The organism is Pseudomonas sp. MPFS (assembly GCF_022537035.1).
GTDB classification, from domain to species: Bacteria; Pseudomonadota; Gammaproteobacteria; order Pseudomonadales; family Pseudomonadaceae; genus Aquipseudomonas; species Aquipseudomonas sessilinigenes.
Genome location: NZ_CP066123.1, coordinates 4,347,840 through 4,368,217 on the forward strand (window position 1 = coordinate 4,347,840; position 20,378 = coordinate 4,368,217).

Consider the following 20,378-nt stretch of genomic DNA (forward strand, 5'->3'; position numbering starts at 1 on the left):
CAGGGTTGGTACTGCGCGCAGAAATAGCAATACTGCGCAGCAGCATCACGGTCCGAGCAGCGACAAGCCGCTCGATCAACGACTAAAAAGGGCCTGGGCCATGAGCACTAGACAAACAATCGCCGGCGACATCGTGCTGATCCCTCTCAGCGAGGGTTTCCGGCCGGCGAAGGTGCTGTACGTTTCACACCGCTACAAGGACACGATCCTGCTGGGCCTGTATGCCAACTGCGTCAGCACCCGGCAACTGCCCGACGAACTGGCGGACACATTCGCACTAAGGCTCTACACCTCGAAGACAGCGGTACGAAAGCAGCGCTGGCACTGGGTGGGCCATGAAGCGCTGCGAGCATCGCAAACCGGACTCGACCTGAGAGTCGTGGCGGGGGAGCTCTGGCAAGGTGACCAGCATCTGGGCCTGGCCTCGCCAGAGCAGCGCAAGGACCTGCCCGAGATGTTGGTCATGGGTGCAGCGCTCGTCAAGAAAAAAGCCGCGGCAATCCCCTAGGCCCTCGCTGCGGCATCGACTCCAGGAGCTGACAATGCCGCGCCCCTCGCGAGGCGACGGCAGCGGGCGTTTCAGGTGTGTCTTCAGAAGATATCGATCGGGTAGTCGGTGATCAGCCGGAACTCATCCATATTGCCCTCGCCCTGGGCCACATTCGCCCGGTGCCAGGTCTGGCGCAGGCGCAGGCTCAGGTCCTTCCAGGGGCCGCTCTGCACCACATAGCGTGCCTCGACGTTGATCTCCCGATGCACCCCATCCTTGCCATACATCCCGGCGTAGGCGCTGCCGGCCGGGGTGTGCGTGCCGTCGATCCCGGAGCCCCGCAGGTAACGGGTCATCAGGTTCAAGCCCGGCACGCCATGACTGGCCAGGGACAGGTCGTAGCGCAGTTGCCAGGAGCGTTCGTTGGGCCCGTTGAAGTCCGAGTACTGCACCGAGTTGGGCAGGTAGATCGAGGCGCCCTGGTCGCGGCCGTTGCGACCGTTGCGATCCAGGTCACCGACCCCCAGGTAGTCGAACGGGGTGTTGCCATCGACGTTCTGCAAGGCAAGGGTCATACGGTGAGCGCCCAGGCCATAGAACACCGCAGCGCCCAGCGTGGTGTTGTCGATGGCCCCGGCCTTGGAGCGGCCAGTGTCGAGGGTGCGATACAGGTTGAGGTCGAAGCCGGCCTGCTGCCCTTCCCCCAAGTCGGTGCGGCCGTTGAGGTTGGCGTAGTACTGGTTCCAGATGTCCTGGAAGCGCGCAACATAGAGACTGGCACCCAGGTCCCGGGTGAACTGGTACTGGCCACCGGCGTAGTCCACCGAAGGGGTGGTGACACCGCTATAGAACGCCCACAGATCACCACTGCTGTTGGTGGTGACATGACCGGTGGCCGATGTGAAGTGCCCGGCCTGCAGCTTGAGCCGGTCCAGTTCCTGGCTATCCAGGGCAAAGCCGGTGGCGGTTTGCGGGATCAAGCGGTTGTGACCGATAGCGAACACCGGGGTATCCACCGATTGCTCGCCATAGCGCAGCACACTGTTGGAGACCTTGATCTTGAGCGCGGCACCGGCTTTGGAGTATTCGTCTGCCGGCTTGCCGTTGTCGTGGATCGGCAAATTGTAGGTGCCGGTCTTGCCGCCGGAGGCATCCAGCTTGAGTCCCAGAAAGGCAAAGGCATCCACGCCCACGCCAACGGAGCCCTGGGTGAACCCCGAACTGAAGCGACCGATAAAACCCTGGGTCCAATCCTTACGATCCGCGCGACCATCCTGAATGCTGCGATTGAAATAGTAGTTGCGGGCCAGCACGCTCAGGTGACTGTCCTCGATGAATCCCGACTCGGCAGCCTGGGTTGTCCAGGGCAAGCAGCCCAATAGCGGCAACAGCAATGGCGATAGAGAACGCGAGACATGGAGCATGGCAAAACCTCTGGTGATTTATTGTTTTTGTCGTGGGTGATGCAGTGCAGCCGCGCGGCTCCCTTGGTGGGCATGGAGCCACCGGAACCGAGCGATCCAGGAAGTGATGCCAGCGCGCTCGTCCAGCCGCTGCCCCTGGCCGTGTACGACTCGCAGGGCAACGGTGCTTTACGGCCTTCGCAGGTTCGCTGGCGTCTACAGGGGCAGTACCGCTCAGGGTTGTCGCAGCGGCAGCGGCTTGGGGGCTTGGGCGTCAAGGGCCCGCTTGCCGCGAAAACGCAGGTAGTAGATCGACAGGATCAGCCCCAGGAAGGGCAACCCGCAGACCAGGGTCAGGAAGAACGGTTCGGTGAACAACGTCGTGACCATCACCGCCAACATCAGCAACAGGCCACCGAGGCTGGTCCAGGGGTAGCCCCAGAGCTTGAAGGCCAGGGGTTCGCTGCCCTGCTGGCGACGGAAGCACAAGTGAGTGAGGAAGATCCCGGCCCAGGTGAACATGGCCCCGAACATCGCGATCGACATCATCAGCGTAAAGGCTTGCTCGGCATAGGCCAGGTACAACAAGGTGGCCAGGGCAATGCCCAGGGATGACAGCAACAGCGCCGCCAGTGGCACGCCATTGCGGCTCAGGCGACCAAACATCGCCGGTGCCTGGCCAGCCCGGGACAGGCTGAACATCAGCCGGGTGGTGATGTACAGCTGGCTGTTCATCGCCGACAGCGCCGCCACCAGGATCACTGCATTGATCACCCCACCGGCATAAGGGATGCCGCTGGCCGCCATGACCATGACGAAGGGGCTTTCTCCGCCGGTATTGCGCGCCCAGGGCACGATGGCCAAGACCAGGGCGATGGTCAGCAGGTAGAACACCACCAGGCGCACCACGGTAATGCGAAACGCCCGCGTCACAGCGCGTTCGGGGTCCTTGGCCTCGCCCGCCGCTACCGCGATCATTTCGATGCTCAGGTAGCTGAAGAAGGCCACGATCACTGCGACCCAGGTGCCCCAGACGCCATTGGGAAAGAAGCCCCGGTCATTACTGTAGTTGGCCAGGCCGATACCTGACTCCATGGGCGCGTCATACACCACCCAGGCCCCCAACAGGATGAAGGCAACGATGGCGCACAGCTTGAGCAGCGAGAACAGGTACTCGATGCTGCCGAAGACCTTGACGCTGAAGGCGTTGGCCAGGATCAGCGCCAGGGAGAAGCCCAGCATCCAATAGCCTCCCGGCACATCCGGATACCAGAACTTCATGTACATCGCCGCGGCGGTGATTTCCGTGCCCACGGCGAACACGATGGAAGCCCAGTAGGCGTAACGCATGGCGAAGCCGAACCAGGGCGCCACATAAAACTCGGCAAACGAACCGAAAGACCCGGAAGTCGGGTGACGCACGGTCATTTCCGCCAGGCACCCCATCAGCAACAGCGCGATCACCGCGCCGATGCCATAGCTCACCAGCACGCTGGGCCCGGCGAAACCGATGGCAAAACTGCTACCCAGGAACAGCCCGGTACCGATGGCCCCGCCAATGGCGATCATCGACAATTGGCCGCTGCTCAAGGTTTGCTTGAGGCCTTTCTCACGGTCTGCCACTTGTTTGAAGGTGTGTGTTGTTTTTGTCATGACACGCTTGCTCCAAGGCTAGGCACTGGGGTCAGGTCACCGATTTACGGGCCAGGAACTGCGGCTGGTTCCACTCGCCGCTCACGAGGATTTCCCGCAGTGCCCCCACGCACTCCCACACCTCTTGGTAACGGTTGTACAGCGGTGCAAAACCAAAACGCAGGATGTCCGGTGCACGGAAGTCACCGACGATGCCCCGGGCAATCAGGGCCTGCATGACCGGATAGGCCTGGGGGTGGCTCAGGGAGACCTGGCTGCCGCGCTGTTCGGCCTGCCTGGGCGTGCACAGCGTCACACCCAGGCCCTGCAACTGCTGGTCGCAGAGAGTGATGAACAATTCGGTCAAGGCCTCGCTCTTGGCTCGCAGTACCTGCAGGTCGACCCCATCGAACGCTTCCAGGGCCGCTTCCAGGGCCAGCACTCCCAACTGTGGCGCAGTGCCCACCAGCATCCGGTCCAGGCTCGGATGCGGTTGGTATTCATGGGTGAAGTCGAAGGGTTTGGCATGGCCATGCCAACCTGTGAGCGGCTGGCGCAAACGAGGGATATGGCGCTCGGCAACAAAGACGAAAGCCGGAGCCCCGGGCCCGCCATTGAGGTACTTGTAGCCGCAGCCTACGGCAAAGTCGGCGCCCGCCGCATTCAGGCGGACCGGCATGGCTCCGGCGGAATGACACAGGTCCCAGACCACCAGGACCCCCAACTCATGGGCACGGGCGGTAATGGCCGCCATATCGTAGCGGCGGCCGGACTTGAAGTTGACATGGGTCAGCGAGAGCACCGCCACCTCTTCACTGAGGGCCTCCATCACCTGCTCGGGATCGACGCACTGCAACTGGCATCCCGTCAATTCCGAGACTCCCTGGGCGATGTAGACATCGGTGGGGAAATTGCCGTTTTCCGCCAGGATCACCCGACGTTGCGGCTGCATGCGCAACGCGGCCACCAGCACCTTGAACAGGTTGATCGAGGTCGAGTCGGCAACGATCACTTCATGCGCCTGGGCACCGACCAGATGCGCAATGCGCGCTCCGGTGCGTTGCGGTGCCGGATACCAGTCGGCATCGTTCCAGGAGTTGATCAGCCCCTGGGCCCATTCCTCCTTGAGGACTTGCTCGATTCGCGCGGGCACATGGGCCGGCATCGCCCCCAGGGAGTTACCGTCCAGGTAGATCTTGTGTTGCGGCAGGGCAAAGCGCTGGCGACAAAAGGCCAGTGGATCGGACTCATCCAGTTGTTGGACCTGGTCCAGGCGACAGGGCGTGGAATTGCTCATGACTATCCTTCGGCATTTATTGTTGTGGCGCCTGGACGGCGACAACGGCCGCCAGGCTGTCCAGATCCTAGCCAGGGTTGTCATTACTGGATAATAGAAAAGAAGCCGCCGTGTATTCCGTAAGGTAATGGCCAGGCTCTCGCTGCAATCACAACGGGAGGCGCTTCCCAGGTCGCCCGGGACTGATTACGACATCACTCTGCTTAAGCCTGCCAGCATCACTACAACGTTCAGGGATGTGCATCGAACCAGGCCCGGATACGTCTGGGCGAACTGGAGAACCACGCGTGCCCACCCTTACGCTCGATAAACCGATTGGTCTCGATACCTTGCGCCTGCAAGCGGGCGTAATACAGATCCATTGTCCTGAGCGGAACTATGAGATCAGCGGAACCATGCAGGAATAACGTCGCCGGATGATCGGCCGGCAATATGTCAGGGACCACGCACACCAAGCCGCTACAAGTGGCATAGGAACCGGACTGGATGGCAAGCGCGCGGAACTGTCCAGGGAAGGAGACTGCCATTCGGCTGGTGTTGTAGCCGCCGCTGGAAATACCGGTGGCGTAGCGGCGCCGGGGGTCGAGTGGGCCGAACTGACCGGCGGCGATAGCTGCAAACACATTGCCAAGGAATCTGTAATCGCTGCTGCGCTCGTAGTTACTACCCAGGCCAGGCAGGTTGGTCTCCCAAAACAAACCGACTGGTGCCATCGGCGCCACCACCGCATAACCATGATCAAGCAATGTCTGCACCAACTTGCCTTCGTAGTACCCCCCCGCTGGCATGAGTCTGTGATAGTTGAAATCTTTCAGCGGAAAGAACGAACCCTGGTAAATCAGCACCACTGGCCAGCCGTTCGGCGGCGGCGTTCCCAGAGGTAATTGGTAGGTAACACGCCGCTTGACGATTTCGCTCGAATCGATCCAGGCGGTCTGATGGGTACAGCGCACTCGTTCTGGCGTATCGGTACAGCGCGACTGCGCCCATGCCACGTTACCCAACAATGCAGCGAGCAGCAGGATCCAAGTGGAAACACGATAACAGTCTGGGCGACGATACATTTCAAGCTCCTTCCAGTGGGGCGCCAACAGGCGCGGGAAGTTCGTTTCCACCGTGGGCATCCGAGGTAGTCGCACACCCTGTGGTAAACGCAAACCTCGTCGGATCGGCGCTGTAAGTCGCTTGGCCAGGCTGATAATGCGGTCATCCGAGCCCGGCACAAAGGCGCCGTACCTGATAGTCAAGTGCTGTGAGGAGCGCTCGCCCACAAAGCTGATCGTGGTCGCTGGTCGGTATCCAGCCAGCCCAATACATCGGCTGTGGTGCGCTGCTTGATTGCCCGCGTTGTACTCCATCGTCCCACTTCACCTCATAGAAAAGGAACGAAGGGAGCCAGGTCGGCTTTACTTTGGGGACACCATCGATCAACGCGGTGAGCGCCAGCGGCTCAGGCCTTGTGCAAGTGCTGATGCGAGCCTACTGACCCGCCAATGAAAGCCTCAATCCAACTCGCAACCCATCCGGGTGCCAGTCACGCTTGATCGCTCCCCTGGCGACAATCGCCAGCTCATCGATCAGCTCGCAGCCATAGCCATACCGGGTCGGCGGGGCAGCAATCGCCGGCCCACCCTTCTCGGTCCAGTCGAGGTTCAACAAGCCATCATGGCTCTCCCAGCGGATGTCGATCTCACCCTCGGCGATGCTGAGGGCACCATGTTTCACCGAGTTGGTCACCAGCTCATGAAGCAGTAGCGCCAGCAGGTTGGCCAACGCTCCGGGGACATGCTCGGCCGTGCCGCTGAACCGGCATTGAGCGCCAAACGGTTGCAGTACGGAGCCGATGAGCGCCGCCATTTCCACATCCGTGGCATCTTCTGCATCCAGGACCCAGGTATAGACCCTGGCCAACGCCCGCAGCTTGTCAGCCGCGATCTTGCCCAACCGTTCCAGAGCGTCGGTTGCCCGGGCTTCCCTGTCGGCCATCATGAGCACCGCATCGACCACGGTGAACAGGTTTTTGATTCGGTGCAGCCTTTCGCCTGTCAGTAGTTGTTCACGCACCAGCGCTTGATTCAGTTCTCGCTGTAACGACACCTGTTCGGTTACATCACGAGACACGCACACGATGCTATGTACCCGCCCCTGTTGATCTAGGGTCGGGGTCAGCAGGTTGTCCCAATAGATGACTTTCCCATGAGCATCGCTGTAGCCTGAAAAACGAGCACAGACTCCTGTCAAAGCCAAGGCAAGGCAAGGGCCTCATTGGCAGCACCATGAGTCGAGAGAGGAAGCAACGGCACCCAAAGCATGCCCTTGACCTTCGACTGCGGTATCTGGAGTGCCATGCATCCAGACTCGCTCATTGCCAGAAGCACACCTTCAGGTGTCAGTACTTTAATGCAATCCGGGGTGGCATCCAGCATCGCGCGTTGTATATCGACAATAGATGGCTCAATGCCCGGATCGCCCGCTTTGCCGTGGTATTTCTTCATATTCCTTGACTACCCAAACAACAAACCCTAACTAAATAGCCAAGAGTTCATATGACAAAAATATGACAGCCATCAGCAATAAGCCCAATGTACAATCAGCATGCGTGGCATTTTCCGCCTTTGTTACAGACATCACTCATCCTACTTACTCATACTGGCACCGACGAAATCCCGCAGCTTGACTATAAGTGCAGATTCAGACCCTGAATACAGCAAGAGCAACTGAAAAACCGAACAAACGCTCAAAAAAATTTATCCCTAAATTACTTGTTTCGCTTGAGAAATTGATTATCCGCGAAGCTAGACGCCTCGAACTTTTGACAGTTTTGAATTCCTCCGAATACCTTGACCACTCACCACAACCCTATAAGTGACTGTCCGATGGGTTTGAGCACAATATTCAAGACCTTCAAGACAGTATAAAAATTACCAGCCTTGATCAGGAAAAGTTCCTAATACCCACAAGAAACATGGAATCACTCTCTCGCCCAAGACAGCGCAAATCTTCTGCACCCTAACTCAACGCTACGTCATAGCGTGTTTTGCAATAAAATTGAAATGGAAATTCATCATATTTTTCAGAGCAGCACAGGAAGACAACGCAACCAAAACACCACAAGGAGCTAATAAAATGAAATTACAGATCCTGGCATTATCAGCACTAACTCTTACATCATCCGCACTGGCGGACCCAGAGATACATTATCGAGCATCAGCTGAAAATAACTTCGACAAATTTGAAGGGCAAATGTATATAGAAAAGAACCCGCCTAAAAAAGGCTACTTCTGGGCATACTCCCTTTATTCCAACAAGGGACAACACACTTTATACATCGGAATACAACCCCGGGAATCGCTATCCAAGAACCTGGTCATATTTTCGGCCTTTGGAAAAGGTGTGACATCCACGCACGCCAACTGCAATAATGGCGCTGATGGTGGAGACGGAGTTTCATGCAGGGTTTTATATCCATTCGAGCCACAAAAAAAATATAAATTGTTTGTCGAAAAAATAAACACCACTGTCAGCGGCGATACCCTTTGGCGTGGTCTGCTGCATGATGTAGAAGCCAATAAAGACGTAATTATCGGTGAGTATCTAACCCCAGCCTCATGGGAACAGTTAAATCGTAATCTCGTACACTTCACCGAATGGACCAGGTTCAACGATAAAGATCCAGCCAAACGAGACTGCGTTCCTGCAGCGACTTTCAGGGTATACAATCCGATATTCTTTAAAGATGGCAAAGAGTTTTCCAGCGCATCGACAAAAGCCAGGCTGACAGCTGGCAAAGACAAATGCGCCATCAAACATAACACTCCCAACGCTCGACTTCTTCCGTTCGACGAGGGGATCATAGTAGATACCGGCTTCTTGGCGCCTTGACCAACTTCAGAAAACAGCAGAACACAACCTACCGATACAACTGCTCCCACTATAAAAACCAAAATCAATCAAGCCAACAAATAAAATCTTATTCAAGACCACCTGAAATTGGTCTTTTTAATAATTAACATGACCACTCGCTCAGCCAACAAATAACGTCAACATCTACCTTCATCTACACGTCCAAATCCGACAGTCGTTTATCACGACGCATCTGCGCCACCCACTTCAAATCCTGGGCAGACTGCACCGAAAGTTGTCCTTCATCAAATAGACCATCGATATAGCCATGGGCATAGGCCGCCGCCGTGTGGATTCGCATGGCATCAGGTGCATTAATTATTAATTGCAAGGCGGTCATGATCCTGACCTGACGCTGTTCATCACCCATGATTTCTATCCTGGCCATGCCCACGGTAAACCCGGGCTTATTATTAAACCCTACTACATTGCTTCCCACACCACATTCCAACTTGAGAAGACCTGAACATCGCCATTCCAGGCAATCCGCTCCTTTAGGCATACTCACTCTGGATTGTTACAATTTTATTTCAATACCTCATAAGATGATCGGAGGCCACGACAACTTGCAACAAGGCAAGTTCAGCTTTTCAGCAATCAAGTTAATTGCGAGCCAATACCATTCAAATACCATAATATTTTTAATATTGAGAAGAACGATCCGAGGCAACTAGCACGGCCTGTCAGTTCCGGCACCGACAGTGATTTCTGTCATGATCGGCGACCATTGCAGCGCCCCGCCGAGCCTTGCAAGAACGCTGGCCCGCTTTCGTTCTTCCGCCGGCCGGCAACCTTGAATTGCTGCCGGGAAACGGGAAAGCCGCCTCTGAAGGCGGCTGCCGAACACCCGGGCCGATCAGAAATCGAGGGAGAAGTTGAGCGTCATGGCATGGTCCTTGGTCTGCCCGGACAGCTGCCCCGAGTAGCCGATACCCAGTTTGCCAGCCGGCGTGACCTGATAGTCCAGGCCGGCCTCGACCAGCGCGCTGTCCTTGGCGATCGGCACGCCCTGGGTCGTGAACGAGGTGCCGCCATCGATGAAGCTCAGGTCGGCATCCGGCTTGGTATCGCCATAGGCATGGCGCCAGCCCAGGCCCAGTCGAGGGGTGAGCTGCTGGCCGTTGCTCAAGGTAATGCGCTTGCCCGCGCGCAGGCCAACGGTGGAGAACGTCACGTCCTGGCTGGCCTTGGCCTTGAGTGCCGCTGCGCCGCCCTTCTCCTTGCCGGTGTCGCTGTCGTAGTTGACATAGGACAGCCCGACGAAAGGTTCCAGTGCCACGCCCGCGGCGTCCATGGCATAACCGACCTCACCGAAGACCTGGGCACTGCGGGCGTTGTAGTCGGCCTTCAGGCGATCGCTGTAGCTGCCGACGGCGACGTCACGCTTGGTCTCGATCTTGTGCCAGCTGTAGGCCGCCCCCAGGCGCACCGCAACGGCATCGAACTGGGAATTGAGGTAGGCCCCAAGGTGGGTGGTGTTGACCGTGGCTTCCGACTGCCGCTGGCTGGCCTTCAGGTCGCTGCGGGTATAACCCACGGCCGCACCGGCTCGCCAGGTGTCATCCAGCTGGCGGTCGCTGCCCAGCACGAAGCCCGACAGGTTGCGATCCAGCTTGGCGGTATTGCTGTTGCCGGACATGTCGCCCCAGGTACCCAATACACGCATCCAGCCCACCATCTCGCCCTGGCAACCGCTGCTGCTCAAGCGATTTTCACGGCTGGCCAGCACTTGCCGAGGGTCGTCCTGGCTACTGTTGCAGCCAGGCTGGCGCATGCGGTCGTTGAGGGCATCGCGCATGTAGCGCGAATCCTCCAGCAAGGCGCTGACCGTACTGGCATGGATTTCCCCGGACAGGCTATTGAACGCATTCTGTGCCCCGGCCCGGTCCAGGCCGAGGATCTGATCGTTCAACTGATCGGCCGGATCGTCGTCATCTCCCGAATAGGCGCCCAGTGCCGCCGCCACTCCGCGCTGGTTGCGGGTCTGGGCGACGTCGACGAAGGCGGTCTGGTTGCGGCTGACATTCAGGTTCACCTGATTGGCGCTGTAGGCCAGCGAGGTGTCGAGGAACACCAGTTGCGGCAGGTTGCTGCTGCTGAAAGTACCGGTGATGCCGCCACCGGCGTTGATCAGCGAGTAGCTGGTGGTGCCGCCACCGTAGTTCAGGCCGGTGACCTGCAGATTGCCCGCCAGGTTGGCGGTGCCACCCACTTGCAACGCCGGGCTCGTGGCCGAGGTCGGTGTCAGTTGCAGGGTCCCGGTGCTGCCGTTGCTGAAGTTGCCGGTGACCGCCAGCTTGCCGATCGGCCCGCCGGAACTCACCAGGCCATTGTTGACCAGCCCCCCGACGCTGCCGTTGCCAGCCAGGGTCGCGCCATTGCTGACCACCACCTGCCCAGCCAGGGAAGCCGGGGCGTCGCCGATCTGTACAGTGCCCTGCTCCACCGCCAGGGTGCCGCTGAAGGGGTGGTTACCATTGAGCTGCAGCAAACCAGCGCCCTGCTTGACCACCGTACCCGTACCACTGAGCAGGCCGTTGAACACGCCATTACTGTTCTGCGCGAACAACATCCGGGCGTTGACCAGCATCCGCCCTTGCAAGCTGCGGGTATTACCGGCCAGAGTGCCGCCGCTGACGGTCGTGCCGCCGCTGTAGGTGTTGGCACCCGTGAGCAGCAAGACCCCGGCATCGGTTTTCTCGATACCGCCGCTGCCCACCAGCGGTGCATCGATCTGGGTCACCACTCCACCATTGATCCGTACCTTGGCCAGGCTGCCATCGCTGCCATTGGTAGGGCTCAGGCTGCCATTGCTGCCGGCGACGAAGTTATAGCCGCTGTCGAGCACCTGCATGCCGGTGAAGCTCTGGTTGCCGGCCACGGTCACGGTGCCGCCCTGCCCGCCGAAAATCACGAACTGGTTGCCCGCGCCCTGGGTCTGGGTACCGGTGGGATCGGTCCAGTTGGTGGACGAGCCCCAGGTGCCGCTGCCACCACCGATGCTGCCGTTGGCCGTGGTCTGGCCGCCGTTCCAGAACTGCACCTGGCCTGGCGCGCCCTGTACCAGCAGGTTGACCTGGTTGGCCAGGGCGGTCTGCAGGCTCAGGGAGCCCGGCAGCACGCCACCAGGCAGCGTGCCGTAGTTCAGGCCGTTGTTGGTCAAGGTGCCGCCGTAGCGGAACAGTTGGTAGACACCTACGCCGAAGTTTCCGGCATCGGTGATGTTCAAGGTGCCGTCCAGGGTGAGGTTGCCGGCCACGTTGACCGCCGTGGTGGAGCTGGTGGCCTGGCCCAGGCTGAAGTCCAGGTTGGTGCCGGAAGACAGCACCAGGCCGCCCACGGACAATGGCGTGGCACTGCCGCCGGCCTTGAGGCTGGCGCCATCGCCCAGCTGTACGGTACCGGTGAGCTGGCCGCTACCGCCAATGCTGGCGCCATTGGCCACCTGCACATTGCCGCTGGCCAGGCTGCCGTTGACCAGCAACGAGCCGCCCTGTACCTGGGTGGTGCCGGTAAAGCTGTTGTTGCCGGTCAGCAACAGCGTGCCGCTGCCTTGCTTGATCAAGGTGCCGTTGCCGCTGAGGTTGCCGGCATAGGTGCCATTGGCGTTCTGCTGGAACATCAGCGCCGCGTTGTTGAGGATCGGGCCCTGCAAGCTGCTGGCATCGCCGCGGGTGGTGCCTGCGTTGAGCGTGGTACCGCCGCTGTAGGTGTTGGCGCCGCTGAGCAGCAAATCGCCGCTGCCATTCTTCACCAGCGAGCCATTGCCACTGATCGCGCCACTGAGGGTCAGGGCCTGCTGGTTGGCCAGGTTCAACTGCGCGCCAAGGGTAATGGCGTTGGCCAACTGCAGGGCCACCGGACTGTCGAGCTGGGCATTGCCGCTCACCGTCAGGGCGCCAGTACCCAAGGCGCTGTCGTTGCCCAGGATCAATTGCCCGGCCTTGAGCAAGGTACCGCCCTGGTAGGTATTGACGCCGTTCAAGGTCAGGCTGGCGTTGCCATTCTTCACCAGGCTGCCGGTGCCACCGACCACACCGCCCAGGGTCAGGGCATTGGAACCGCCGATGTTCAATGCGCCAGCCAGGTTCAGTCCATTGCCCAGGGACACCCCAGTGTTGCTGTCCAGGGTGGTGCCATTGGCGGTGCTCAGGGCACCGCTGCCCAGGGCGCTGTCATTGCCCACCACCAGGGTGCCGCCCTGCAGCGAGGTGCCGCCGCTGTAGCTGTTGTTGCCATTGAGCACCAGGGTGCCGCTGTCGAGCTTGGCCAGGGTGCCGCTGCCGGTGAGCGTCACGCCGAGGGTGGCGGTGGCGTTCGGATCGACCCGGATCGCTGTGTTGCCGGTACCGCCATTGACCAGGTTCAGTGCCCCGCCCACGCCGCCTACCAGGTTGTAGCCGTCGGTGACGAACTGCATGCCGGTGAGGCTTTGCGTGCCGTTCACGGTTACGGTGCCGGCATTGCCCTGGAACACCGCGAAGCTGCCGCCCCAGGCCTGGTTCGAGCTGCCATCGACCGACGTCCAGTTGCTGGTGCCACTGCCCCAGGTACCGGAGCCGCCGTCGATCACGCCGTTGCCCGTGGTCTGCGAGCCATCCCAGAACAGCACGGTGGTGTTGGGGGCACTCACCAGCAGGTTGACCTGGTTGCCCACGGCGGTTTGCAGCTGCAGGTCGCCTGGCACCACGCTGCCGGGCAGGGTGCCGAAGTTGAGGCCGTTGTCGGTCAGCGCCCCGGTGTAGTTGATCAGGCGATAGACGCCGGTGCCGAAGCCGCCGATGTCGCTCACGTTCAAGGTGCCGTCCAGGGTCAGGTTGCCACCGACGTTGACCAGGGCATTGCCACCACCGTTGACCGGTGCGCCGAGCCCCACGTCCAGGTTGGAGTTGGCGCCCAGTACCAATGAGCCTGCCGACAGGGTGTTGCCGGAACTCAGCGCCAGGTGCCCGCCATCGGCCACGGTGAGGGCACCGCCCAGGCTGCCGTTGCCGGTCAGGGTCGCGCCGCTGTTGACCGTGACCGCGGCGCTGGCCAGCGAGCCGCTGAGGTTCAGCGTGCCGCCGTTGACCTGGGTGTTGCCGCTCAGGGTGCTGGTGCCGCTGAGATTGAGCGTGCCGGTACCGGCCTTGATCAGTTGCCCGCTGCCGTCCAGGCTGCCGCCGAACGTGCTGCCCTGGTTACCGCTGCCCAAGGTCAGGGTATTGCCGCTGCCGATGGCCACCGCACCGCTGCCGCTCAAGCTGCCCAGGCTGGCCGAGGCTCCGAGGTTGAGGTTGCTGCCAGCGGCCAGGTTGACGCCGGCGCTATTGCCCAGGGCACCGCTGCTCTGGGTGGTCAGGCTGCCGGCCAGCACGTTGATGGGGCCACTGAAACTGTTGTTGCCACTCAGGGTCAGGTTGGCCGCGCCGTTCTTGGTCAAGGTCCCGCTGCCGGCAATCACGCCGCCCAGGGTCAGGTCGTTGGCCCCGGCCAGGGTCAGCCCGGCATTGACGTTAAGGTCGTTGGTCAGCACCAGCGGCGCACTGTTGGCCAGGGTCGCGGTGCCGCCCACGGTCAGCGCGCCGCTGCCCAGGGCCGTGGCCTGGGCCAGGGTCAGGGTGCCGGCGTTGAGCAAGGTACCGCCCTGGTAGTTGTTGACCCCGTCCAGGGTCAGGTTGCCGGCGCCGTTCTTGATCAACTGGCCGGCACCGCCGATGGTCCCGCCCAGTGCCAGGTCGTGGCTGCCGACCAGGGTCAGGTTGGCATTGAGGGTCATGGCGTTGGCCAGGCTCAGGGCACTGCCATTGTCCAGGGTCGCAGCGCCGCCCACGGTCAGGGCTCCCGCGCCCAGGGCACTGTTGTCACCCAGGGTCAGGGTGCCGGCATTGAGCTGGGTGCCACCACTGAAGCCGTTGCTGGCGTTCAAGGTCAGGTTGGCTGCACCATTCTTGGTCAGGCCGCCTGCACCGTTGACCGCGCCACCCAGCGTCAGGTCGGCGGTACCGCCGATGCCCAGGTTGCCGGCCAGGTTCAGGGCGTTGGCCAGGCTGACCGCAGTGCTGGCGTCCAGGGTGGTGCCCGCGGCCGCATTCAGCGCTCCGCCACCCAAGGCGGTGTTGCTGGCCAGGATCAGGCCGCCCGCGTTCAACGCGGTAGGCCCCAGGTAGGTATTGTTGCCGCCCAGGGTCAAGCTGGCGCTGCCGTTCTTGACCAGGCTGCCGCTGCCACCGATCGCCCCACCCAGGGTCAGGGCGTTGGAACCGGCAATATTCAGTGCACCGGCCAGGGTCACGGCATTGCCCAGGGTGACCGCCGTGTTGCTGTCCAGGGTGGTGCCATTGGCGGTGCTCAAGGCGCCTGTGCCCAGGGCGCTGTTGTTGCCCACCACCAGGGTACCGCCCTGCAGCGAAGTGCCGCCGCTATAGCTGTTGGTGCCATTGAGCACCAGGGTGCCGCTGTCGAGCTTGGCCAGGGTGCCGCTGCCGTTGATCGCCACGCCAAGGGTGGCGGTGGCGTTCGGGTCGACGCGGATCGAGGTATTGCCACCGCTGCCGTTGACCGCCGTCAGCGAACCACCGGGGGCCCCGACCAACTGGTAGCCGTCGGTGACGAACTGCATGCCGCTGAAGCTCTGCGCCCCGGCCACGTTGACCGTACCCGCCGTGCCCTGGAAGACCGCAAAACCGTTACCCCAGGTCTGGTTGAGGGTGCCATTGACCGAGGTCCAGTTGCTGTTCAGCGAGTCCCAGGTGCCGCTGCCACCATCGACCGCGCCATTGGGCACTGTCTGGCTGCCGTCCCAGAAGCGAATGTTGGTCCCCCCCGATACCAGCAGGTTGACCTGGTTGCCGACGCTGGTCTGCACCACCAAGTCGCCGAGATTGAAGCCCAGCGGCACGCTGGCCACGTTCAGCCCCTGGTCCACCAGGCTGCCGGTGTAGTTGATCAGGCGATAGACGCCCACACCGAAACCACCGGCATCGCTGACGTTGAGCTGGCCGCCCAGGGTCAGGTTGCCGCCGACATTGAGCAGCGAAGTGGTGGACGGCGCGCCAAGGTTGGCGTCCAGGTTGGCGCCGCTGTTGAGCACCAGCGAGCCCACCGACAGGGTATTGCCCGAATTCAGCGCCAGATGGCCACCAGACGCCACATCCAGGGCGCCCAGCAACGAACCGGAGCCGGTCAGGGTCCCGCCGCTGGCGACGTTGACCGTGCCGCTGGCCAGGGAACCATCGACCTTCAGGGTGCCGCCGCTGACCAGGCTGTTGCCGGTCAGGCCATTGATGCCGCCCAGGGTCAGGGTGCCGCTGCCGACCTTGGTCAACTGCCCGCTGCCACTGAGGTCGCCGTTGAACACCGAGCTGGCGTTACTTCCACCGACACTCAGCGCCACCCCGGGGCTCAGTTGCACCGAGCCGCTGCCGGTCAACCCGCCAAGGCTGGCATTGGCGCCCAGGTTGAGGCTGGCGCCCGCGCTGATGTTGGCCCCGGAACTGTTGCCCAGGGCGCCGCTGGAGAGCGTGGTCACACTGCCGGCCAGCACGTTCAAGGGTCCGCTGAAGGTGTTGTTGCCACTCAGGGACAGGTCCGCCAGGCCGTCCTTGATCAACCCGGAACTGCCGCCGATCACCCCAGCCAGGATCAGGTTGTTGTTGCCGGCCAGGGTCAGGTCGGCATTGAGGGTCAGGTTGTTGCCCAGGGCCATTGGCGTGCTGTTGTCCAGGGTCGCGGCGCCGCCAACGGTCAGGGCGCCGGTGCCCAGGGCCCCGCTGTTGCCCAGGGTCAGGGTCCCGGCATTGAGCGCGGTGCCACCCTGGTAGGTGTTGATGCCGTTGAGCGTCAGGTTGGTCGTGTCGTTCTTGATCAATTGCCCCGTACCACCGATGACCCCGCCCAGGGTCAGGTCGTTGCTGCCGGGCAGGGTCAGGTTGGCATTGAGGGTCAGGTTGTTGTTCAGGCTGATACCTGGTGCGCTGTCCAGGTTTGCCGCGCCAGCCACGGTCAACACTCCGTTGCCCAGGGCGCCATTGTTGCCCAGGGTCAGGGTCCCGGCGTTGAGCGTGGTGCCGCCCTGGTAGGTGTTGGTGCCGTTCAGGGTCAAGTTGGCGTTGCCGTTCTTGATCAAGCTGCCGATCCCGCCGACCACTCCGGCCAGGGTCAGGTCGGCGCTGCCACCGATAGTGACCCCGCCGCCGAGGTTCACCTGGTTGCCCAGGCTCACTGCGGTATTGCTGTCCAGGGTGGTGCCGGCGGCCGCATTCAGCGTGCCGGTGCCCAGGGCCTGGTTATTGCCAACGATCAAGCGACCCGCATTGAGGGTGGTATTGCCCTGGTAGAGATTGGCGCCGTTGAGCGTGAGGTCGGCGCTGCCATTCTTGATCAGGCTGCCGGTTGCGCCGGTGAGCACGCCGCCCAGGGTCAGGGCGTTGCTGCCGGCCACCGTCATCGCGCCATTGAGGGTGATGCCGTTGCCGACAGTGACTGCGGTGCTGGCGTCCAGGGAGGTGCCGTTCATGGCGACCAGCGGCCCCGTCCCCAAGGCGCTGTTGGAGCCCAAGGTCAGCGTGCCGCTCGCCAGCAGGGTGCTGCCCTGGTAGGTGTTGGTGCCGCTCAAGGTCAGGTTGGAAGCACCGCTCTTGATCAACCCGGTGAAACCACTGATGTTCCCGCTCAGGGTCAAGGGGTTGCTGCCTGCCACCGTCAGGTTGCCGCCATTGAGGTTGATCGCGTTGCTGACGCTCATGGCGCTGCTGGCACTGAGCGAACCGGAGCCCGAAAGCGTCAGGGTACCGGTGCCCAGGCCCGAAGCGTTGCCCAGGACCAGGCCGCCGGAATTGAGCACCAGGCCACCGGCGTAGGTATTGGTTCCGTTGAGGGTCAGGTTGCCGGTGCCGTTCTTGACCAGGCCGTTGGTGCCACTGATATCGCCATCCAGAATCCACTGGTTGGTGCCCCCGTTCAGGGTCAGGTCGGCATTGAGCACCATGGTATTGAGCAGGTCCAGGTTGGTCGTACCGACCAGGGTCGTGGCCCCCCCTATGGTCACGGTGCCTGTACCCAGTGCCCCGCTGTTGCCCAGGGTCACGGTCCCGCCATTGATCAGGCTCCCACCCTGATAGGTGTTGTTGCCATTGAGGGTCAGGTTGGCCGTGCCGTTCTTGGTCAGGCCACCGGTGCCGGTGATCAGCCCGCCCAGGGTCAGCGCGTTGCTGCCGGCCAGGTTGAGGTTGCCGGCCAGGTTCAGGGTATTGCCCAGGGACACCGCGGTGCTGCTGTCCAGGGTAGTGCCGGCGGCGGTATTGAGCACGCCCAGGCCCAGGGCCAGGTTGCTGCCGACGATCAACGACCCGCTGTTGAGGTTGGTGTTGCCCAGGAAGCCGTTATTGCCGGACAGGGTCAGGCTTGCCGTGCCGTTCTTGTTCAGCCCACCGGCACCGTTGATCTGCCCGGACAGTCCCAGGTTCTGGGTGCCGCCAATGGTCAGGGCGCCGGCCAGGTTGACGTTGTTGCCCAGGCTCAAGGCGGTGTTGGCATCCAGCGTCGTACCGGCCGCCGCGTTGAGGGTGCCGGTGCTCAGGGCGCCGGCATTGCCGACAATCAAGCGCCCGGTATTCAGGGCGGTGTTGCCCAGGTAGGCATTGGCCGAATTGAGCGTCAGGTCGGCGCTGCCGTTCTTGATCAGGCCACCGGCACCGCTGACCAGGCCGCCCAGGGTCAGGGCATTGCTGCCGCCCAGGGTCAGGTTGCCGGCCAGGGCCAGGGCGTTGCCCAGGCTGATGGCGGTGTTGGTATCCAGGGTGGTGCCACCGGCCGTGCTTAACAAGCCACTGCCCAAGGCATTGTTGTTGCCCAGGATCAGGCTGCCGGCATTGAGGTTGGTGGTGCCGCTGAAGCCAGTGTTGTTGCCGCTCAGGGTCAGGCTGCCAGTGCCGCCCTTGTTCAGCGCGGCACTGCCGCTGAGGACGCCGGACAGGGTCAGCGCGCCGACACCGCTGGTACTCAAGGCGTTGTTGAGCACCAAGCTATTGCCCAGGTTGACGGTGCCTGGCGCGCTCAAGGTGGCCGCGCCGCCCAGGGTCACGGTGGAAGTGCTGAAGGCCTGGTTGTTGCCCACTTGCACCGTGCCGCCATTGAGCGTGGTACTGCCGGTGTAGGTATTGGCGCCATTGAGGGTCAGTTGCCCGGCGCCGGACTTGACCAGCCCGCCGCCACCGGAAATCACCCCGGCCAGGGTGGTGTCGTTGCTGCCTTGCAGGGTCAGGCCGCCAGCGCCCAGGCTGATCAGGTTGTTCAGGGTCAGGCCGGCGGTACTGGCTTGCAGCACACCACCATTGGAGGTCAGCAGGCCGCTGCCGAAGGTGGCGCTGTTGTTGTACAGGGCCACCCCGCCATTGAGCGTGGTATTGCCGCTGACCACCGGCCCCTGCAGTGTCCAGGTGCCGCTGTTGAGGACCAGGTTGTTGAAATTGACGTAGTTGGCACTGGAAACCGTGCCGCTGCCGGTGGTGCCGCCACCCACGCCCAGGGTGTTTTGCAACAACAGGGTGTTGGAACCGCCAGCGCCACCGTCGATCTGCCCCGTAGGAGCAAATGTCAGGTCGACCCCCAGCAGGCCGCCCAGGGCGATGCCGATCCCACCGCCACTGCTGACCGAGGAGCCGGTGACCGCGGTGAAGCTGTTGGTACTGCCAGCGCCCAGGGACACGCCGCCGGTGATCTGCCCGGTGTTGGTGAAGTTGTTGCCAGCCGTCGAGGATTGGAACGCTACCCGGCCCACCAGGGTGCCGTTGTTGGTCATGTTGACCTGGGAGCCCCCTCGCACCGCCACCACCGGCGCATCGGCAGAGAGCAGGGTCAGGCCCAGCAATGCCGAGGAACCGATGCTGCCGTTGTTGACGATGGTGGTGCTGCCGCCCGCGCCGTTGTTGATGTTCAGCGCCATGCCGTTGAGCGTGCCCAGGTTCAGGCCGAGGATGCCAGCAGTACCGTTCAGCGTACCGGTGGCGCTGTTGTTGACGTTGACCACCCCGGCGGAACCGTTGCCGATCACCGCGCCATTGCTGAGCAGGGTCACCAGCCCGAGCAGGGCCGGATCGACGGTTCCGTTGTTGTTGAAGGTAATGCCGTTGCCGGTGAGGCTGATTGCCGTGCCGCCGAGTAATGAGTTGAACGTCGCACCTGCGCCGACGTTGACTGTCAGGTTATCGGCAGAGCTGGCGAAGGCGTTGGTCAGGGTCGCTGTGGCATTGCCAGTGCAGTTGACGGTGTCGTTGGCCACCGGGTTGGCTGGTGAACAGGCTGCCATGGCAGCTGGGCTGGCCAGGCTCCAGAGCAGGCCGGCTATTCCAAGGCGGATGGCCATGGACAGAGGAGACAGATTGACAAACACATCCCTGGCATGACGAACGTTCACGAGCGACTCCTTTCGTGAGCAGGCTTTTCATCCGTAAAAATGCGTACTTCTCACAGGGTGCTTAGCCCTCTACTACTCGCATCGACGCCTGAAACCTGACCATTGGTAAAATTCCTTGGGCAGAAACCTAGACGACGCCATGACAGCTGCCTAATGGCCATGCACCATCAAATAGCATTAATACTTTGGAAGTATGTGGGCGCCTTTAGCGGCAAAAATTCATAAATACCCGATAATTATCAATTAGTTAAAGAAATA

10 protein-coding genes are annotated in these 20,378 nt (G+C 61.6%); 2 read left to right on the plus strand and 8 right to left on the minus strand.

Annotation, left to right across the window (positions count from 1 at the left end; genetic code table 11):
• Nucleotides 1–100: 100 nt before the first annotated feature.
• On the plus strand, nt 101–508 hold the full coding sequence (locus tag I9018_RS19880) for a hypothetical protein (RefSeq protein WP_241107310.1): 408 nt from the start codon (nt 101–103) through the stop codon (nt 506–508).
• An 83-nt stretch (nt 509–591) separates the two neighbouring features.
• Here the strand turns inward: I9018_RS19880 and I9018_RS19885 are convergent, their stop codons facing one another.
• The 6 genes from I9018_RS19885 to I9018_RS19910 form a co-directional block, all read right to left on the minus strand.
• Nucleotides 592–1,914 (minus strand): OprD family porin, encoded by a 1,323-nt coding sequence (locus I9018_RS19885; protein WP_241107311.1) that lies wholly within the window; start codon nt 1,912–1,914, stop codon nt 592–594.
• Nucleotides 1,915–2,127: 213 nt separating this feature from the next.
• Nucleotides 2,128–3,546 carry an amino acid permease gene (locus I9018_RS19890; RefSeq protein WP_068578601.1) on the minus strand — a complete coding sequence of 473 codons (1,419 nt, stop codon included), beginning with the start codon at nt 3,544–3,546 and terminating at the stop codon, nt 2,128–2,130.
• A 31-nt stretch (nt 3,547–3,577) separates the two neighbouring features.
• Entirely contained in the window at nt 3,578–4,822 is a 1,245-nt protein-coding gene (kynU, locus tag I9018_RS19895) for a kynureninase (protein WP_241107312.1), read from the minus strand.
• A 230-nt stretch (nt 4,823–5,052) separates the two neighbouring features.
• Nucleotides 5,053–6,180, minus strand: coding sequence for a plasmid partitioning protein (locus tag I9018_RS19900; RefSeq protein ID WP_241107313.1), 1,128 nt, complete (start codon nt 6,178–6,180; stop codon nt 5,053–5,055).
• A 121-nt stretch (nt 6,181–6,301) separates the two neighbouring features.
• Entirely contained in the window at nt 6,302–7,069 is a 768-nt protein-coding gene (locus I9018_RS19905; protein ID WP_241107314.1) for an HWE histidine kinase domain-containing protein, read from the minus strand.
• Complete coding sequence (locus tag I9018_RS19910) at nt 7,060–7,317, minus strand: hypothetical protein (RefSeq protein WP_241107315.1); 258 nt, start codon at nt 7,315–7,317, stop codon at nt 7,060–7,062. The genes I9018_RS19905 and I9018_RS19910 overlap by 10 nt, the downstream gene beginning before the upstream one ends.
• Before the next feature lie 631 nt (nt 7,318–7,948).
• On the opposite strand from I9018_RS19910, the gene I9018_RS19915 reads away from it, so the two are divergent.
• On the plus strand, nt 7,949–8,704 hold the full coding sequence (locus tag I9018_RS19915) for a hypothetical protein (RefSeq protein WP_241107316.1): 756 nt from the start codon (nt 7,949–7,951) through the stop codon (nt 8,702–8,704).
• Between the two features lie 175 nt (nt 8,705–8,879).
• Here the strand turns inward: I9018_RS19915 and I9018_RS19920 are convergent, their stop codons facing one another.
• A complete protein-coding gene (locus tag I9018_RS19920) occupies nt 8,880–9,095 on the minus strand; it encodes a hypothetical protein (RefSeq protein ID WP_241107317.1) in 216 nt (71 codons plus the stop codon).
• Nucleotides 9,096–9,581: 486 nt separating this feature from the next.
• Nucleotides 9,582–20,069 (minus strand): autotransporter-associated beta strand repeat-containing protein, encoded by a 10,488-nt coding sequence (locus tag I9018_RS19925; protein WP_241110178.1) that lies wholly within the window; start codon nt 20,067–20,069, stop codon nt 9,582–9,584.
• Nucleotides 20,070–20,378: the final 309 nt, after the last annotated feature.